Origin of the sequence: Methanoculleus chikugoensis (genome assembly GCF_019669965.1) — an archaeon.
Classification (GTDB): Archaea; Halobacteriota; Methanomicrobia; order Methanomicrobiales; family Methanoculleaceae; genus Methanoculleus; species Methanoculleus chikugoensis.
In genome coordinates, this window is record NZ_AP019781.1 from 2,372,452 (window position 1) to 2,387,763 (window position 15,312).

Below are 15,312 nucleotides of genomic sequence, written 5' to 3' on the forward strand. Positions count from 1 at the left end.
GAGCCGGAGAACCGTATCGGGCGGAAGAGAAACGGATTGCAGGACACCGAGATTCCGACGGGGTTTCGGAAGAGCAGAACCCCCCCATTAGAAATATTTATATTCTGTGGAAGGAACCTTCCTATCCGAAAATAAGAAGGTGCAGCCGATGAATCTGCGAAGACCAAACGCTAACGATGCGACGGGAACGGCCAACCGCTCCCGTGACGTCGTTCCGATGTCCGGCATCTGCAGCCGGTGCGTCGACGGATGCAAAGGATCCTGCGAGATCTGGCTCTCCTCGTTCCGGGGCAGAGAAGTACTCTACCCCGGCCCGTTCGGCGAGATCACGGCCGGCGCAGATAAAGACTACCCGATCGACTACTCGCACCTGAACATCCAGGGCTACGCCCGGGGCGCAAAAGGGCTGCCGGAAGGCGTCGAGGCCAATCCCGACACCGCCGTCTTTCAGGGCGTCGATACCCGGACCGAATACGGGTGGGCGACCAGAGTGCCGATGCGGGTGCCGATCTTCACCGGGGCGCTCGGGTCGACCGAGATTGCACGGGCGAACTGGGATCACTTCGCCATCGGAGCCGCTATAGCGGGTATCACGCTCGTCTGCGGGGAGAACGTCTGCGGCGTCGATCCGGGACTGGTGCTCGATCATGACGGCAGAGTCGCCCGGTCGCCCGAGATGGATCGCCGGATCGAGTCCTACAGGAAGTTCAAAGACCGCTACGGCGAGCTTCTGGTGCAGCTGAACGTGGAAGATACGAGGCTCGGGACCGCCGAGTACGTCTCCTCGAAGCACAACCAGGAGGCGATCGAACTGAAGTGGGGCCAGGGGGCAAAGTGCATCGGCGGCGAGATCAAGGTCGGCAGCCTCGACCAGGCGAGCCAGCTCAAGGATCGCGGGTACATCGTCCTCCCCGACCCGGGGGTTCACGAGGTGCAGGCGGCCTTCAAGGACGGCGCCCTGAAGGAGTTCGAGCGGCACTCCCGTCTCGGCTTCGTCACCCGGGAAGAGTTCCTCGAAGAGGTCGACCGGCTTCGCGAGATCGGCTTTAAGCGGGTCACCCTCAAGACCGGCGCCTACTCGGCCGTCGAACTCGCGATGGCAATCCGTTACGGGGCCGAAGCGAAGCTCGACCTCCTCACCATCGACGGCGCACCCGGCGGTACGGGGATGAGCCCCTGGCCGATGATGAACGAGTGGGGCATTCCGACATTCTACATCGAGTCGCTTGCTTACCGGTTCGCCGAGAGGCTCCGGGAGCGGGGCATACGCGTCCCGGACATCGCCATCGCCGGCGGGTTCGCGGACGAGGCCAACGTCTTCAAGGGGATCGCCATGGGAAGCCCCTACGTCAAGGCAGTCTGCATGGGCCGCGCTCTGATGATCCCCGGCATGGTCGGGAAGAACATCGCTACGTGGCTTGAATCCGGCGAGATCCCCAGGACCGTCTCGAAGTACGGCAGCAGCGCCGAGGAGATCTTCGTCTGCTACGAGGAGCTCAAGGAGAGATACCCCGGCCGGATGAACGAGATCCCGTTTGGAGCAATCGGGATCTACACCTACGCCCAGAAGTTCAGAACCGGACTCCAGCAGATCATGGCCGGAACCCGGAACTTCAGCCTCAAGACGGTCGGCCGGAACGACCTGATGACCCTGACCGAGGAGGCGGAAGCGGTCTCCGGCATCCCGTACGTGATGCGGGCTTACCGCGACGCTGCCGAGGCGATCCTCGACTCGTGAGACGGAGCGCATCGAGCGGCGAAGAGCCCTCCCCGCCGGCCGCAGACCATGCCCCCGACACCGGGCCGGGAGAGGTTAAACAACCCCGGAAGATGCAAATGACCTAAATAAACATTTTTTACTAATATTTTGCATTCACGATAATATTTAATGCAAAGAGTGCATCAGGAATGCCTGATATACCATGCATACGGATACCAGTCCGACCGTTCTCATCACCGGGGGAGCGGGATTCATCGGGTCGCACCTCGCGACGGAACTGTTGCAGCACGGCTACCAGGTCCGCATCCTCGATAACCTGATGCCGCAGGTGCACGGGTCGGAGCGACGCCGGCCCGAGCACCTCGACCGGCGCGCGGAGGTTCTCGTCGGGGATATCCGGGACGCGCAGCAGCTCAAGGAGGCTCTCGACGGGGTCGATGCCGTCATTCACCTGGCGGCGGTCCTCGGGGAGCGGTCGAGCATGTACCAGATCGAGAAGTACATGAGCGTCAACACCGCCGGAACCGCCGTTCTCCTTGAGGCGTTGCTCGAACATCCCATCAAGCGGCTCATCGTCGCCTCGAGCAGCACCGTCTACGGGGAAGGGCTGTACTGCTCGTACAACGGCACCACCTACCCGAAGATCCACCGTTCCCGGGGAGAGACAGCAAGGGGCAGGTGGGAGCCCCGGAGCCCCGACGGGGAGGTGATCTACCCCCTCCCGACCCCGGAGACGAAGGAAGCGTCGCCGCTCTCGGTCTACGCCGTCTCCAAGTACGACCAGGAAGAGATGTGCCGGCTGATCGGGGAGTCTTACGGCATTCCGACGACCGTTCTCCGGCTTTTCCCCGTCTACGGCCCGCACCAGGGGTATGCAAACCCGTATTCCGGCGTGCTGACCGAGTACGCGTCCCGCCTGCTCCAGGGCTTTCCCCTACACCTCTTCGAGGACGGCTACCAGCAGCGCGACTTCGTGAGCGTCTACGACGCGGCGCGCGCCTTCCGCCTGGCCCTCGAGTCGCCCGGTGCCGTCGGCGGGACGTTCAACATCGCAAGCGGCCGCCCCTGTACGTTTAGAACCGTTGCCGACCTTCTTGCGACGATTACCGGGCGGCAGGATCTCTCCCCGGAGATTATGGGAATCAGCCGGATCGGCGATATCCGCCACTGCTTTGCAGACATCGGCCGTGCACGGGAGGTTCTCGGCTACGAGCCGAAGGTCACCCTTGAGGTAGGTCTGCTCGACCTGGTCGCCTGGGTCGAGGCCGGGATCGAAGAGGGGCGGAAGGTTCCTGCACCTGTCAGGGCGCTCGGGTCGTCACGCCTGCGGGTCTGAGGGGCACCCGACGCCCAACCTTTATTTCTCCGCCGGAAGTATGTGACCGCATCATGCGCATCGGCCTTCGGACCTGGGAAGTAAGGCTCGGGCTTCTTCTGGTCGCTTCATCGGTCACTATATACGGCGTAAAATACCTCCTGCTCGGCGATCCCGAGAACACCTACCAGTACATCTTCAACGCGCTCGGGTTCCTCCCGATAAACGTCCTCCTGGTCACCCTGCTGATCAACGAACTCCTGAGCGTCCGGGCAAAGCGCGACCGGCTGAACAAGCTGAACATGGTCATCGGCACCTTCTTCTCGGAGGTCGGCACCGGGCTCCTCACGTACCTCTCTGACCGCGACCCGAACCTTCCCAAGATCCGGCACGACCTCGTCGTGACGAACGCCTGGACGCCGGAGAGGTTCTCCAAGGTGCGCGGCCGCCTCCGGCGTCACACCTGCATGGTCGCCGTCGGTGCCGCCGACCTGCAGGAACTCTGCCGGTACCTCAAAGAACAACGGGGATTCCTCCTCCGTCTGCTCGAGAACCCCGTCCTCCTGGAGCACGAGTCGTTCACCGACCTCCTGCGGGCGGTCTTCCACCTGACCGAGGAACTCGAACGGCGGGGGGACTTCGCCGGACTCCCGGCAAGCGACGTCGAACACCTCGCGGGAGACGTCGAACGGGTGTACAGCCGACTCATCGGAGAATGGCTCGCCTACATGGAGTATCTCCAGAGGAACCACCCGTACCTCTTTTCGCTTGCGATGCGGAGCAATCCCTTCGACGAGACGGCGTCGCCGGTAGTACGATGAGAGTGCTGCAGGGATCGCATCGCCAATTACACGCCGCAGATTCACGCGAAGACGCGAAGAACGCGAAGTTCGGCAGATGGTTGCTGCCGCTCCTCTTCGCGCTTTCGCGTGAGATTTCGCTATCCTGTATCACGAACATATGGGAGATCACGTCGCGGGTTGGACTGGCCGGATCACGCTCGTCGCACACTCTCCCATGGCACAATGTATATACCCGCCGGCGGGCTACGCCACGTTTGATCGCCATGACCGAATACTCTGTATTGATCGGCGGCAAGGCGGGGGAAGGGATCAACACAGCGGGGCTCTCCATCGCCGGCCTCTTCTCCCGCCTCGGTTACCGCACTTACATGTACTTCGATTACCCCTCGCTCATCCGCGGCGGGCACAACTTCGCGATCATCCGGGCCTCCGAGAAGGCGATCGGGGCGCATCGCACCCCGGTCGACGTCCTCCTCGCCTTCGATCAGAACAGCATCGAGAACCACCGCGAAAGCATCCACGGCGGCACGACGGTCGTCCACGACGCCTCGCAGGTGATGAGGGGCGAGGGCTACGGTCTCCCGCTCGACGCGATCGTCAAAGAGGAGAAGGCACCCCCGATCACCAAAAATTCAGCGATGCTCGGGGCGCTTGCCCGGGTGGCGGGGATCGGCCCGGATGTCCTCGAGGACGTCCTCCGCGAAAGCGTCCCCGCAAAGCACCTGGAGGCGAACCTCCGGGTCGCCAGACGGGGTTACGACGCCGTGGAAGGCGTCTTCACGGTCGAGCCCCTCGATGGACCGGCGCTCCCGGTCCTGACGGGGAACGAGGTCACGGGGCTCGGGCTGGTCCACGGCGGACTTGACTCCTACGTCGCCTACCCGATGACGCCGACATCAAACCTCCTCCATTTTCTCGCGGAGCGGGCCGAAGACCTCTCGCTCAGGGTCATCCACCCCGAAAACGAGATCAGCGTCATCATGATGGCGCTCGGCCTCGCCTACGCCGGCGAGAGGGCGGCGGTCGGGACCGCGGGCGGCGGGTTCTGCCTGATGACCGAGGGGCTCTCGCTTGCCGGGATGTCCGAGATCCCCGTGACGATCGTTGTGGGACAGCGGCCCGGGCCGAGCACCGGGATACCGACCTACACCGCTCAGACCGACCTCCACTTCGTCCTGAACGCGGGCCAGGGGGAGTTCCCGCGGTTCGTCGTCGCCCCGGGCGACCTTGCTGAGACCTACTCCTGGTCGGCGACCGCCCTGGCGCTCTCCTGGAAGTACCAGGTGCCCTCGATCATCCTGACCGACAAGACGCTCGCGGAAGGTGCCTGCTCGTTCGACCTCGGGGCCGTCACCATGCACCCGGACAGGGAGCCGGAACTCTGGGGCGGGACCGGGGAGTACCGCCGCTACGCGCGGATCAAAAGCGGGGTCTCGCCGCTCGCCTTCCCCGGGAGGGCGGGGACAATCGTCAAGGCGAACAGTTACGCCCACGACGAGGCCGGGTTCACCACGGAGGCGGCGGGGGAGGTCACGGCACTCCAGGAGAAGATGCTCCGGAAAGGAGAGAGCCTCAAGGAGGAACTCTCCACCTACCCGACCGTCAGGACCTACGGCGCACGGGATGCCGGGAGGACGATCGTCTGCTGGGGCTCGGAGAAGTGGGCCTGCATCGAGGCCGCCGAGGAGTTCGATGCGCGGGTCGTCCAGCCGCTCGTGCTTGCGCCGTTCCCCGCCCGTGCCTGGAAAGAGGCGATGATCGGGGCGGGAAACGTTGTCTGCGTCGAGAACAACGCCACCGGACAGCTCGCCCGCCTCCTCCGGCAACAGGGGTTCGACCCGGGGAGATCCGTCCTGAAGTACGACGGGCGGCCGTTCGCAGTCGACGAACTTGCGGCGCGCCTCAAGGAGGTCTTCGCATGACCCCGGCCGGCCGGCCCGCCGGCGATCTCATCAGCCCGGCAGAGAACACCTGGTGCCCCGGGTGCGGCAACTTCTCGATAGAGCACATGATGAAGTCGGCCATCGCGGAACTCTCGGAGGAGGAGAGAATACCCATCGAGAACTTCGTTCTCCTCGGCGGGATCGGGTGCCACGGGAAACTGGTCGATTACCTGAACGTCAACAGTTTCTACGGCATCCACGGCCGATCGGTTCCGGCGGCGACCGGGATACGGCTTGCGAACCCGGATCTAAAGGTGATCTGCCACGTCGGGGACGGGGACATCTACGCCGAGGGGCTCGACCACCTCCTCTTTGCGGCCAAGCGGAACAGCGACATCACGGTCATCGTCCACGACAACCGGGTCTACGGGCTGACGACGGGGCAGTACACCCCGACGTCGCCCGCCGGATTCCGCGGCCGTTCCACCCCGGGCGGGATCACGGAACACCCCTTAAACCCGCTCGAAGTCATGCTCGCCGCCGGGGCCACCCATATCGCCCGCGGCTACACCAGGAAGGTCCAGCACCTGAAGGGTCTCTTCAAGGAGGCGATCATGCACCGGGGGTTCTCGTTCGTCGACGTCCTCCAGATCTGCGCGACCTACTTCAACCTGACCGACTACTATAACGAGCACGCCTACGAGATGAAGGAGGACGAAGTCGATACCGGGAGATTCGAGAGCGCTCTCGGAAAGATCCGGGAATGGGACTACGACCGGGAGGCGCCGATCCCGCTCGGGACGTTCTACTCTGTCGGTAAACCGATCTACGAGGAGGAGTTCCGGGCGCTCACGGCCGATAGATCGGACAGAAGGGCGCTTGTCCGGAACGTCATCGAGGAGTGGCGGTGAACCTTCACGGTGCCGCCATTCGGTGGTGTTTGCGGAGATACTCCCGGATCGACGTCGATTCAAGGGCCCCGAGATCAAGCTGCCGGACAGTCTCGTCGATCATCTCCACCTGGAGCAGGATCCTGTCGCGGACGTCACCGTCCATGAATCCGGCCAGTCCGGCAATCACCTGAAGAGGATTACGGATCCGGTCGTTGAGGGTCATGAGTTGCGCGACGTTCTCCTCGAGCTGCCGGAGCACCCTCTCCCGGGAGTCGGAGTCCGGGAGGAGGACTCCATTTTCCTCGGCGCCGAAACAGACCCAGCCGGCACAACGTTCCCCGGGGCCCTGTGCCGGGTGGCAGGTCCACCGGACGGACACCCGGCACCTACCGGCAGGGGCGCAGTCGACGACAAATTCAACCTCCCGCCCCTCTTCGAACCGCAACCGGATATAGCCGCCGTCCCGGTCGGACGGCGGCAGAATCGTCCCGACGGCATCCTGCCCGGCGAGTGCCGCACGGGAGCGTCCGGCAAAGATCGCTCCAGGGAGGTTGACGAACCGGATGCGGCGGTTGGCATCCAGAATCATGACGAAAGACGGGATGGAATCGGCAGCGCGCCTGAACGCCTCGTCCCATGCCCGGCGCAGGCACCCGGAACGGTGGCGTGCGGCAACGGCCTCCACCGCGGCGGCAAGGTCGTTCGGGCCGAAGGGTTTCTCCAGGATCTCCTCCCGCGAGAGCCCTTCCGGCCCGCCTAGAGGCAGCGTGTTCACCGGGTTTGCCGTCGTGAAGACGACGGGGATCTTCAGCCGGTCGCGGATCGCAAGAGCCGTCGCGAGAGGGCTTTCCGGACAGGGGAGGGATGCGTCAAGGACGACAAAACCCGGCCGGGATGCCGCTGCGGCCGCGAGGGCTTCGTCGCCCCGCTCGACCACGCCCACAACCGTATACCCCTCTCCCTGCAGCCAGCAGGAGACCTTTGCGGCGGCGGGGCGGTCGGGTTCCGCAAGGAGGACAGCGCGATCCTCCGCCATGCCGGTCAGGCGGTGCATGTCACCACCTCCTCCGGCTCGCCGGGGACGATGAGCTCGATGACCGTCCCGGGTTCCCCTGGCCGGAACATGATCGTCCCTCCAAGTTGTGCTGCGAGGATCCGGACGAGCTGCAGCCCCAGGGTCGCCGGTGGCTGGTCGATGACGTCCGGGGGCATCCCGACGCCGTCGTCCCGGTACTCGACGACGAGCCGGTTGTCCGGCAGCCGGGCGATCCGGATCGCGATTGCCCCCCTGTCCCTGCCGGCAAACCCGTGCCTGAGAGAGTTGGATATGAGTTCGTTGAGGATGAGGCCGAGCGGGATCGCCGTGTCGCCGGAGAAGGTGATCGCCTCCGCCGTCTCGACGGTGACGGATACGTGGGCCTGCAGGGCATAGGACTGGACCAGGTCGTCCGCAAATCGGCGCGCGTAGGCGCCGATATCGACGACGGCGAGAGACTCCGACCGGTAAAGGCTCTCGTGGACGAGCGCGAGCGACTTCACCCGGTTCACGCTTTCGCGGATGCATTCGCGGGCTGCGGAGTTCTCGATCAGGCGGCCCTGCAGGGAGAGGAGACTCGATATGACCTGCATGTTGTTCTTCACCCGGTGGTGGATCTCCTTTAAGAGTGCCGTCTTCTCGTCGAGCGACGCCTGCAGCCGGCGCTCGTACGCCGTCAGTTCCTCGAAGTGCCGGGCGTTGACGACGGCAAGCGCGGCCTGGTTCGCGATCCCTCCCAGGAACGCGAGTTCTCCCGGTGAGAACGTGCGCGGCGCATCGAACATCACCACGTCGAGGGAGCCAATCAGGACCCCTTCGTGGAGGATTGCGGCGGACGCGAGCGCCCGGGGAGGGCGCTCCGGGGTGCTCTTCCAAAACCCCTCACCCGCCCGGAGCACCGGGTCGGGAACGGCGATGACCGGGGCCTGCTTACGGAGTTCGCGCTCGTAGACAGGGAGCGGAATGCACGGCAGGCAGTCCCGTACTTCCTCAGGCACCCCGAACGACCGGGCGGGCACGAGCATACCCCGGTGGCGATCCAGGAGGAAGACAACCGCTGCCGGAACCTGGAGCGCCCGGGCCGTCTCCTCGCAGAGCGCATCGAGTACGGCATCCAGTGCGATGCTGCCGTTCAGCCGTGCCGCGATCCGCAGAAGCGTATCGGTTCGGTCTTTCTCCTCACAGAGAACCTGCTCCCGTGCTCTCTGTACGGTGATATCACGGACGATCCCGACACAGTACCATCTGCTCCCGGCCCGCACGGCAGCTACCGAGAGCTCCCCCAGGAAGACCGAACCCCCCTTCCGGGCGAACGTGACGTCGGGATACAGCAGGCGTGCGACTCCCTGCGGCACGGCCGCAATGGCATGCCTGATATCCTCAATGCGTGGGAGGGGCGTGTATCCGGGCGGGAAGAGCCGCCCGGGGCCACTGCCGACGATCTCGCTCGCCGTGTGTCCAAAGAGGTCTTCGGCGCTGCGGTTCCAGAAGGTAATCCTCCCGGAGTCGTCCAGAACGACGATCGCATCGGACGCGGCATCGGCCAGGATGGCCAGTTTCTGGTCGTTCAGCCAGGTGTTCCGGGCATCCTGCCGCGTGCGTTCGGTGATATCGTGACCGACAACCTGGTATTCGCAGACGGCACCCCCTGTGTCGAAGATCGCCCGGCATACGCTGCGGTACCAGCGTTCCTCGCCGTCAGTTCCGCCGACCCTGAACACCCGGGTGAAGGTTGGAGTGAGAGCGTCGGGCGGGCCCGCCCTGGCAGGCAGTTCTCCCGCGACCTCGGGCGGGAGGATCTCCTGCACGCGTGCCCCGAGCACGTCAGCACGCTCACGGCGGCAAAAGGCGCAAAAAGCTTCATTCGCATAGGTTACCGTCCCGTCCGGCAGGAGCCTGCAGAGGGGATCGGTCAGGTCTTCGACGATGGCCTGATAGTAGGCCTCGGCGGCGTGCAACGCTTCACACGAACAGGGGCAGATCGCAGCCGACGTAAGAGCCACCGCGGCCGCCTTCAGGGCATGTGTTTCAAACCGTCGCCACCTCCTCCTTCCCGCGCACCCCCGAACGCTCAGGACGCCCCGGAGTTCCTGCCCGCAGAAGATAGGGATCACCAGGGCAGGCGTGGAAGAGCCCTGGACGGGCCGGCCCGCCCGGAGCAGTTCCTCCCACCCGGGGGGCAGATCCCGGCAGGAGAGACACCCGATATTATCCATCGGAACGGCCGCGCCGTCGGCCCATCCGTACCGGAGACGGAGATAGATCCCCCCCGTGCCCGGCTTACGGGTGACCTCAGCAAGGAAGACCCGGCTCGCCCGCACCGTCCTCCCGAGGCGCCGGAGAAGGGCGTGCATCCGGGCGTCTCCGGCGACGCTCGCGGAGGGGGGAGCCACCGCATGTTTCAGGGCCGCCGCATGCCTCCGAATGAAGGACACGGCTCTTCTCCGCACCTTTCTATCATGCATCCCTGACATTCACCAGGTCCCCGATGGCCTTCTGGATATCGATCCAGATGACGAGGTCCTTATCACCCTTCTTCTCCCTCTCAAGCCCGTCGCTGCCCTGCAACTTGATGACCCCCTTCATGTAGGCCAGGCTCGAGATGGCTGCGTCCAGTCGTTCGACGTCGGTCTCCGCGACCTGGATGACGCTATGGACGTCGTCGACGACGATCCCGATCTTCGACCCGCCGGAGGCTTCGGGAGCCAGCACGATGATCTTCTGGTTCTCGGTGTTCTGCTGACCGGAAAGACCCAGCAGCTGATTGAGGTTGATGATGTTGGTGATCTCACCCCGGAGGTTCATGATCCCTTCGAGGTAGGGCGGCGCCCTCGGCACCGGCGTGATCGGCATCATCTCGACGATCTCCTGCGCGAGGTGGATGTCGAGGGCATACAGCGATCCCCCGACCTGGAACTCAACAACACCTATGGTTGCCATTCTCAGCACCTCGCTCTAGAAGGAGAACCGCTGCATGGTTGCCTTGAGGTCGCCTGCCATGTTGTTGAGTTCGTGCGCGGCGCTCCCGATCTCCTCGGTCGATGCACTCGTCTCCTCGGAGAGCGACGCCAGGTTCTCCACCTCCGCCTGGGTCTCCTTGGTCAGGCGAGTTCCTTCACCCATCGCCTCGACCACGCGGTTCGCGACGTTGGCCTGCCCCTCGATCGCCCGGGCAATCTCGCCCATGTCGCCACTGACCATCTCCGCCCCGGTGACGATCTTCTTCAGTTCGGCGATGGTGCGGTTGACGCTCTCGACGCCTTCCTCGATCTCCGCGTAGACCTGCCCCATATTCGCCGCGGTCTTGTTGCTGTTTGCGATGATAGAGGAGATGAGATCTTCGATGTTATGGCTCGCACGCTTGGACTCTCCGGCAAGGTTCCGGATCTCCCCCGCGACGACAGCGAACCCGCGGCCGTGCTCCCCGGCGCGGGCGGCCTCGATCGCGGCGTTCAGCGCGAGGAGGTTGGTCTGGTTCGCGATGTCGTTGATGAGTTTCACGATCTTGCCGATCTCAGCCATCTGTTGGTTGAGCCGGGTGATCTCGTCCATGCTCTGCTGCGAGATCTCCTCGACAACGCCCATCTTCCGTTTGGCGGCCTCACCGAGTTCCAGGCCCTCTTTGCCGATCAGGGCCGTCTCATTGCTCGCGGCGAGTACTTCCTGCGCCGTGCCGGCAACCTCCTCATTGGAGGCGGAGAGATCCGCCATCTGGCTCTCGACACTCTCGATCTGATTGAGAACCTGCTTTGCAAGGTCGGCGCACTTCTGGCTCGTCACCGCCACCTGCTCGGTCGCCTTCGCGATCTCGTCGGAACTCTTGCTCGTCTCCTGTGTGCTGCTCTCGAGCTGGACGACGGCATTCTGCATCTTCTTGAAGGGAACGACGATGGTGTCCAGGGTCTCGTTGACTCCTTCCACGATTGTGCGGTACTCCCCTTCGTGCTTCGCGGTGTCGGCACGCTTTCCGAGATCTCCCTTCCGGGCCGCCTGCGTCAGCACATCCGTATCTTTGACCAGGGCCTGGAGCGCCTCAAAGGTGCGGATGAATCCCGGAACGAGCCGATCCTGCTCGGAACGGCCGCCGAGCTGACGATAGTGATCGAGCCGGGAGAGGTCGCCGCGGCTGAGCATCTCGACGGTATCTGCGACGTAATTGACCCGATCCTGGACAGCGTTTACCGCGGTTGCAACCTCCGCGTAGATGCCCCGGTACTGCCCGGTCATCCGCACCGTGTGGTCGTTGACGGCCATCCGCTGCAGGACGTGATCCGCCTCAGCAAGCCCGGCGAGGCCGTCGATGCACAAATTCAGGCTCTCCTTGATCTTGTTGAAGTCGCCCCGGTACTCGGCCGTGATCTTTTCCGGGATCTCCCCGCGGCCGATCCGGTTGATGTAGTCTGCCGTCACCTCCATCGGATCGACGATGGCATCGAGGAGGTCGTTCACGCCCTCGAGAATCGCGCGGAAGTCACCCCGGTGACCGGCAATATCGGCCCGGAGAGCCAGATTTCCGGCGGCGGCAGCCCGGGTTAGCCGCTCGGTATCGGCGACCATCTGACCGACGCCCACCTTTACCCGCTCCAGGTCTCCGGCAATCTTGGCGAAGTCCCTGTGCATCTCCTGAGTGTGCTCGTCGGCCTCGACGACCGCGAGATCGAAGTCAAGGTCTCCTCTGGCAAGCCGTTCCAGGTTTTCGGCAAGCCGGTTCACCTCGGCCTCCATGTAATCCGAGACCCTGGCCCGGCCGGTGACCTCCTCGATGATCTCGACGTGGCCCATCGGCTCACCGTCCGCATCCTTCACGTAGAAGGTGTCGACCTGGAACCTGCCGCCGTTCATATCAAAGAGGGTCTGGGTCTCGCCGCGCCGCAGGCGGGCTATGGCACAGTCGTTGGTGTTGCAGATCCCTGTCTTCCAGGTGGAGCATGGTTTTCCGAGGATATCGGCCCTTTTTTTGCCGATCAGTTTCTCCGCCGCTGCATTGACGAGCGTCCAGTTCATATCGAGGTCGGTGACCGCAATCGGGAACTGCACCGCATCAAGGATCGACTCGTACCAGGCTGCGACATTTGCGGCCGCCTTCTTCTCCTGGGTGATGTCGATAAGTTCCATGTGCGCCGCCCTGACGTTGCCGGCGGAATCGAGCAGCGGCGCCGCCCATTCCCTGAGGATCAAGATACCCTTCGGACACCGGAGTTTCACCTCGCAAGAGGTCAGGCGTTTCTCGCGCAGGGTCACGGCAATGTGCTCGCCCTTCAGGTCCAGGACATCGAGGGCCTTGACATTCTGGCGCAGGGCCTCCTCGCGATCCCATCCGAAGAGTTCGAGCGCCGTGTCGTTCGCGTCGGTGAAGTTGAGGTCGGTATCCACGGTGACCATAGGGATGGGATTCATATTGATCGCCTTTCGGGTATCGGCAATCTTCATGAGAACTTCCGCCATGCCGCTCCCTTTAAGGCCATCCGGGAGATTCCCAGGATCAAAATTCCCATCGGCGGCGCCTTTAAGCACCCTTATGAAGTCAGCGCTAATTCCACAATCGTTACCGGCATTGAAGGCATCGCTGCCTGATGGTTCCAGTGTACTCTCCACGTAGATCATTCCTTTTATGATTCTCCCGGAGACGATGCTCCCGCCTTCCGGCGGAACGGGTCAGGAGGAACTCGTGCGGCAATGGGAAAGGGGCTCTCGCCCCAGTGTGTACGATGATTCGGGTGTGCTCTGCCGCCGGTGGGTCTTGGCTGGTGGTGTAGAGAACCTGGCCTTTCCTCACGGGATGTCGGGGAGATACTCCGGGTGTGAGATCTGCCCGCGCATACGCACGCACATGTGCATGCATATGCTGGATGCAGATTCCCCTGATGGGACAATAAAGATTTTGAAATGATATTCGCTTCGTTGAAACAAATTTTAATTATTTGAGAGATAATTCAAAGTTTTTCACTCCGAGCCCGGTTCTCCGGAGGTGGTGAAATATTAACTATTATGTGAGGTGGCCGGCATAAATAACCTCCATGGCAGTGGAGAAGGTATGGAGGGGATGAGACCCGCATGGCTGATGAGATACCGGAACTCGAAGCGATCAAGGAACTCCTCCGCCCGGAGCCTCACGGGCTCAGCATCCTCGATATATCCAGAAAACTCGGCATCGGCAGAAATGTAACGGCGAAATACATGAGTATGCTCCATGCCGCAGGCCGGGTCGAGGTGCGCAGGGTTGCGGCGGCGAAACTCTACACCCTCGCGCACCGGGTGCCGGTCTCCGCGCTCCTCGGGCTGACATCGGATCTGATCGTCGTCCTCGACCGGAACCTGTGCATTGTATTCGCCAATACCGCATTCCGTACCGAAATCTGTCCCGGCAACGATGAGGTCGCTGGCTGTTCGCTCGAGGCATTCTTCCCGGAGCGTCCCATCCCATCCAGGATCAGCGAGATGACGCGCGCCGCGCTCCGGGGACAGGAGGGCAGATGCGAACTCCCCTGGGAGATAGATGGGCGCACGGTGGAGTTCCGCGCGATGTTCATCCCGGTGGTCTTCGAGGACGGCACACCGGGAGCGACCGTCATCCTGGAAGACGTCACCCGCGAGGTCAAGGCGGTGCGGGACCTTGAAAAGGCGCTGGAGGAGAAGGAAGCACTGCTCCACGTCATTCACTACCGGATGCGCAACGCGCTCCAGGTGGTGTCGAGCATCATGCACCTGCAGACCTCACGCCTCGCCGACCCAGCTGCACGAAGAGCGGTACGGGCAACCGAGCAGCAGATCCTCTCGCTCGCCCTCGCCCACGAGGAACTCCACCTCTCGCAGAACTTCGACCGTGTCTGCATGGCGGATTACCTCGCCCGCCTTTCCGGCACTCTCTTCGGGACTTACGGCGTGCCCCCGGAGAAGATCGCCTGGAACGTGCATGCCGCGGGGATCGAGATGCCGCTCGAACTCGCCCAGTTCACCGGGTTCATCCTCGTCGAGCTGATCGTCAACGTCATTCAGCACGCGTTTCCTGACGGAATGACCGGGACGATGGAACTGGCGGTCGACCGCGACCACACAGGCAGATATACCATCATCGTCCGGGATACCGGGGTGGGCATCCCGGAGGGGATGGAGATCGTCGCGGGCACCACTCCCGGTCTTCCCATGGTTCGATACCTCGTCGAGCAGTACCTGAACGGCGAGGTTTCAATAAGAGGCGACGGCGGCACGACGGTGACGATCACCTTCGGAGAAGAGGAGCTGCTTGTGCCTCCTCCCGGACCTACTCCGACCGGAGAGCGCACCTGATCGCGCAAATCAGGTCCGCGGCGGTATACGGTTTCAGGATATATCCCGCAGGAGACGTTGCCATTGCCCGGTTTCTGACGGACGGATCGGAGTGTGCGGTGACGTAAACGATGCGGCTGCCGAAGCGTTTCCGGATGATCTCCGCCGCCTCGATACCATCCATATCGCCCTTGAGTGTGATATCCATGAAGACCAGGTGCGGCCGCATATTCTCCGCCTGGCGGATCGCCTCCGCCCCCGTCGCCGCCACCGCAACATCCCTATAACCAGCATCTTCAAGCCGGGTCGCTATGTCGAACGCGATGAGACCGTCATCTTCGACGACAAGTATCCGAGTATCTCCATCACCGGTTCCGGTCATACCGCGTTCTCTCC

The 15,312-nt window shown here is 63.3% G+C and carries 11 protein-coding genes; 6 read left to right on the plus strand and 5 right to left on the minus strand.

All coding sequences use genetic code 11. The features are described 5' to 3' along the window. The first annotated feature begins 148 nt into the window (after positions 1-148). The 5 genes from MchiMG62_RS11945 to MchiMG62_RS11965 all read left to right on the plus strand — a co-directional run bounded on the left by MchiMG62_RS11945 (position 149) and on the right by MchiMG62_RS11965 (position 6,632). A complete protein-coding gene (locus MchiMG62_RS11945) occupies positions 149-1,738 on the plus strand; it encodes an FMN-binding glutamate synthase family protein (RefSeq protein WP_221057151.1) in 1,590 nt (529 codons plus the stop codon). A 184-nt stretch (positions 1,739-1,922) separates the two neighbouring features. Then, positions 1,923-3,056 carry an NAD-dependent epimerase/dehydratase family protein gene (locus MchiMG62_RS11950; RefSeq protein WP_221057152.1) on the plus strand — a complete coding sequence of 378 codons (1,134 nt, stop codon included), beginning with the start codon at positions 1,923-1,925 and terminating at the stop codon, positions 3,054-3,056. A 53-nt stretch (positions 3,057-3,109) separates the two neighbouring features. Then, entirely contained in the window at positions 3,110-3,856 is a 747-nt protein-coding gene (locus MchiMG62_RS11955) for an MJ1433 family protein (protein WP_221057153.1), read from the plus strand. A 245-nt stretch (positions 3,857-4,101) separates the two neighbouring features. Next, positions 4,102-5,760, plus strand: coding sequence for a 2-oxoacid:acceptor oxidoreductase subunit alpha (locus MchiMG62_RS11960; RefSeq protein ID WP_221058779.1), 1,659 nt, complete (start codon positions 4,102-4,104; stop codon positions 5,758-5,760). Beyond that, entirely contained in the window at positions 5,757-6,632 is an 876-nt protein-coding gene (locus tag MchiMG62_RS11965; RefSeq protein WP_221057154.1) for a thiamine pyrophosphate-dependent enzyme, read from the plus strand. The genes MchiMG62_RS11960 and MchiMG62_RS11965 overlap by 4 nt, the downstream gene beginning before the upstream one ends. Positions 6,633-6,636: 4 nt before the next feature. Here the strand turns inward: MchiMG62_RS11965 and MchiMG62_RS11970 are convergent, their stop codons facing one another. Genes MchiMG62_RS11970 through MchiMG62_RS11985 form a run of 4 tightly spaced genes read right to left on the minus strand, consistent with a single transcriptional unit; the run spans position 6,637 to position 13,095 of the window. Beyond that, complete coding sequence (locus MchiMG62_RS11970; protein ID WP_221057155.1) at positions 6,637-7,668, minus strand: PAS domain-containing protein; 1,032 nt, start codon at positions 7,666-7,668, stop codon at positions 6,637-6,639. Beyond that, positions 7,656-10,085, minus strand: a complete 2,430-nt coding sequence (locus MchiMG62_RS11975; RefSeq protein ID WP_221057156.1) for a PAS domain-containing sensor histidine kinase — start codon at positions 10,083-10,085, stop codon at positions 7,656-7,658. Before MchiMG62_RS11975 ends, MchiMG62_RS11970 begins: the two co-directional genes overlap by 13 nt. A gap of 22 nt (positions 10,086-10,107) precedes the next feature. Next, the gene (locus MchiMG62_RS11980; protein WP_221057157.1) at positions 10,108-10,590 is read right to left on the minus strand and encodes a chemotaxis protein CheW; all 483 of its coding nucleotides are present in this window, start codon (positions 10,588-10,590) and stop codon (positions 10,108-10,110) included. A gap of 15 nt (positions 10,591-10,605) precedes the next feature. Then, entirely contained in the window at positions 10,606-13,095 is a 2,490-nt protein-coding gene (locus MchiMG62_RS11985) for a methyl-accepting chemotaxis protein (RefSeq protein ID WP_221057158.1), read from the minus strand. A 609-nt stretch (positions 13,096-13,704) separates the two neighbouring features. Here MchiMG62_RS11985 and MchiMG62_RS11990 point away from each other — a divergent pair. Beyond that, on the plus strand, positions 13,705-14,937 hold the full coding sequence (locus MchiMG62_RS11990; RefSeq protein ID WP_221057159.1) for a sensor histidine kinase: 1,233 nt from the start codon (positions 13,705-13,707) through the stop codon (positions 14,935-14,937). On the opposite strand, the gene MchiMG62_RS11995 is transcribed toward MchiMG62_RS11990, so the two are convergent. Beyond that, on the minus strand, positions 14,912-15,298 hold the full coding sequence (locus MchiMG62_RS11995) for a response regulator (RefSeq protein ID WP_221057160.1): 387 nt from the start codon (positions 15,296-15,298) through the stop codon (positions 14,912-14,914). The two genes, MchiMG62_RS11990 and MchiMG62_RS11995, sit on opposite strands and share 26 nt — an antisense overlap. Between the last annotated feature and the right edge of the window lie 14 nt (positions 15,299-15,312).

Bases quoted from the DNA above. Each gene is read 5' to 3' on its own strand.
- MchiMG62_RS11945 (WP_221057151.1), top strand. From the start codon at position 149: ATGAATCTGCGAAGACCAAACGCTAACGATGCGACGGGAACGGCCAAC.
- MchiMG62_RS11950 (WP_221057152.1), top strand. From the start codon at position 1,923: ATGCATACGGATACCAGTCCGACCGTTCTCATCACCGGGGGAGCGGGA.
- MchiMG62_RS11955 (WP_221057153.1), top strand. From the start codon at position 3,110: ATGCGCATCGGCCTTCGGACCTGGGAAGTAAGGCTCGGGCTTCTTCTG.
- MchiMG62_RS11960 (WP_221058779.1), top strand. From the start codon at position 4,102: ATGACCGAATACTCTGTATTGATCGGCGGCAAGGCGGGGGAAGGGATC.
- MchiMG62_RS11965 (WP_221057154.1), top strand. From the start codon at position 5,757: ATGACCCCGGCCGGCCGGCCCGCCGGCGATCTCATCAGCCCGGCAGAG.
- MchiMG62_RS11970 (WP_221057155.1), bottom strand. From the start codon at position 7,668: ATGCACCGCCTGACCGGCATGGCGGAGGATCGCGCTGTCCTCCTTGCG.
- MchiMG62_RS11980 (WP_221057157.1), bottom strand. From the start codon at position 10,590: ATGGCAACCATAGGTGTTGTTGAGTTCCAGGTCGGGGGATCGCTGTAT.
- MchiMG62_RS11985 (WP_221057158.1), bottom strand. From the start codon at position 13,095: ATGGCGGAAGTTCTCATGAAGATTGCCGATACCCGAAAGGCGATCAAT.
- MchiMG62_RS11990 (WP_221057159.1), top strand. From the start codon at position 13,705: ATGGCTGATGAGATACCGGAACTCGAAGCGATCAAGGAACTCCTCCGC.
- MchiMG62_RS11995 (WP_221057160.1), bottom strand. From the start codon at position 15,298: ATGACCGGAACCGGTGATGGAGATACTCGGATACTTGTCGTCGAAGAT.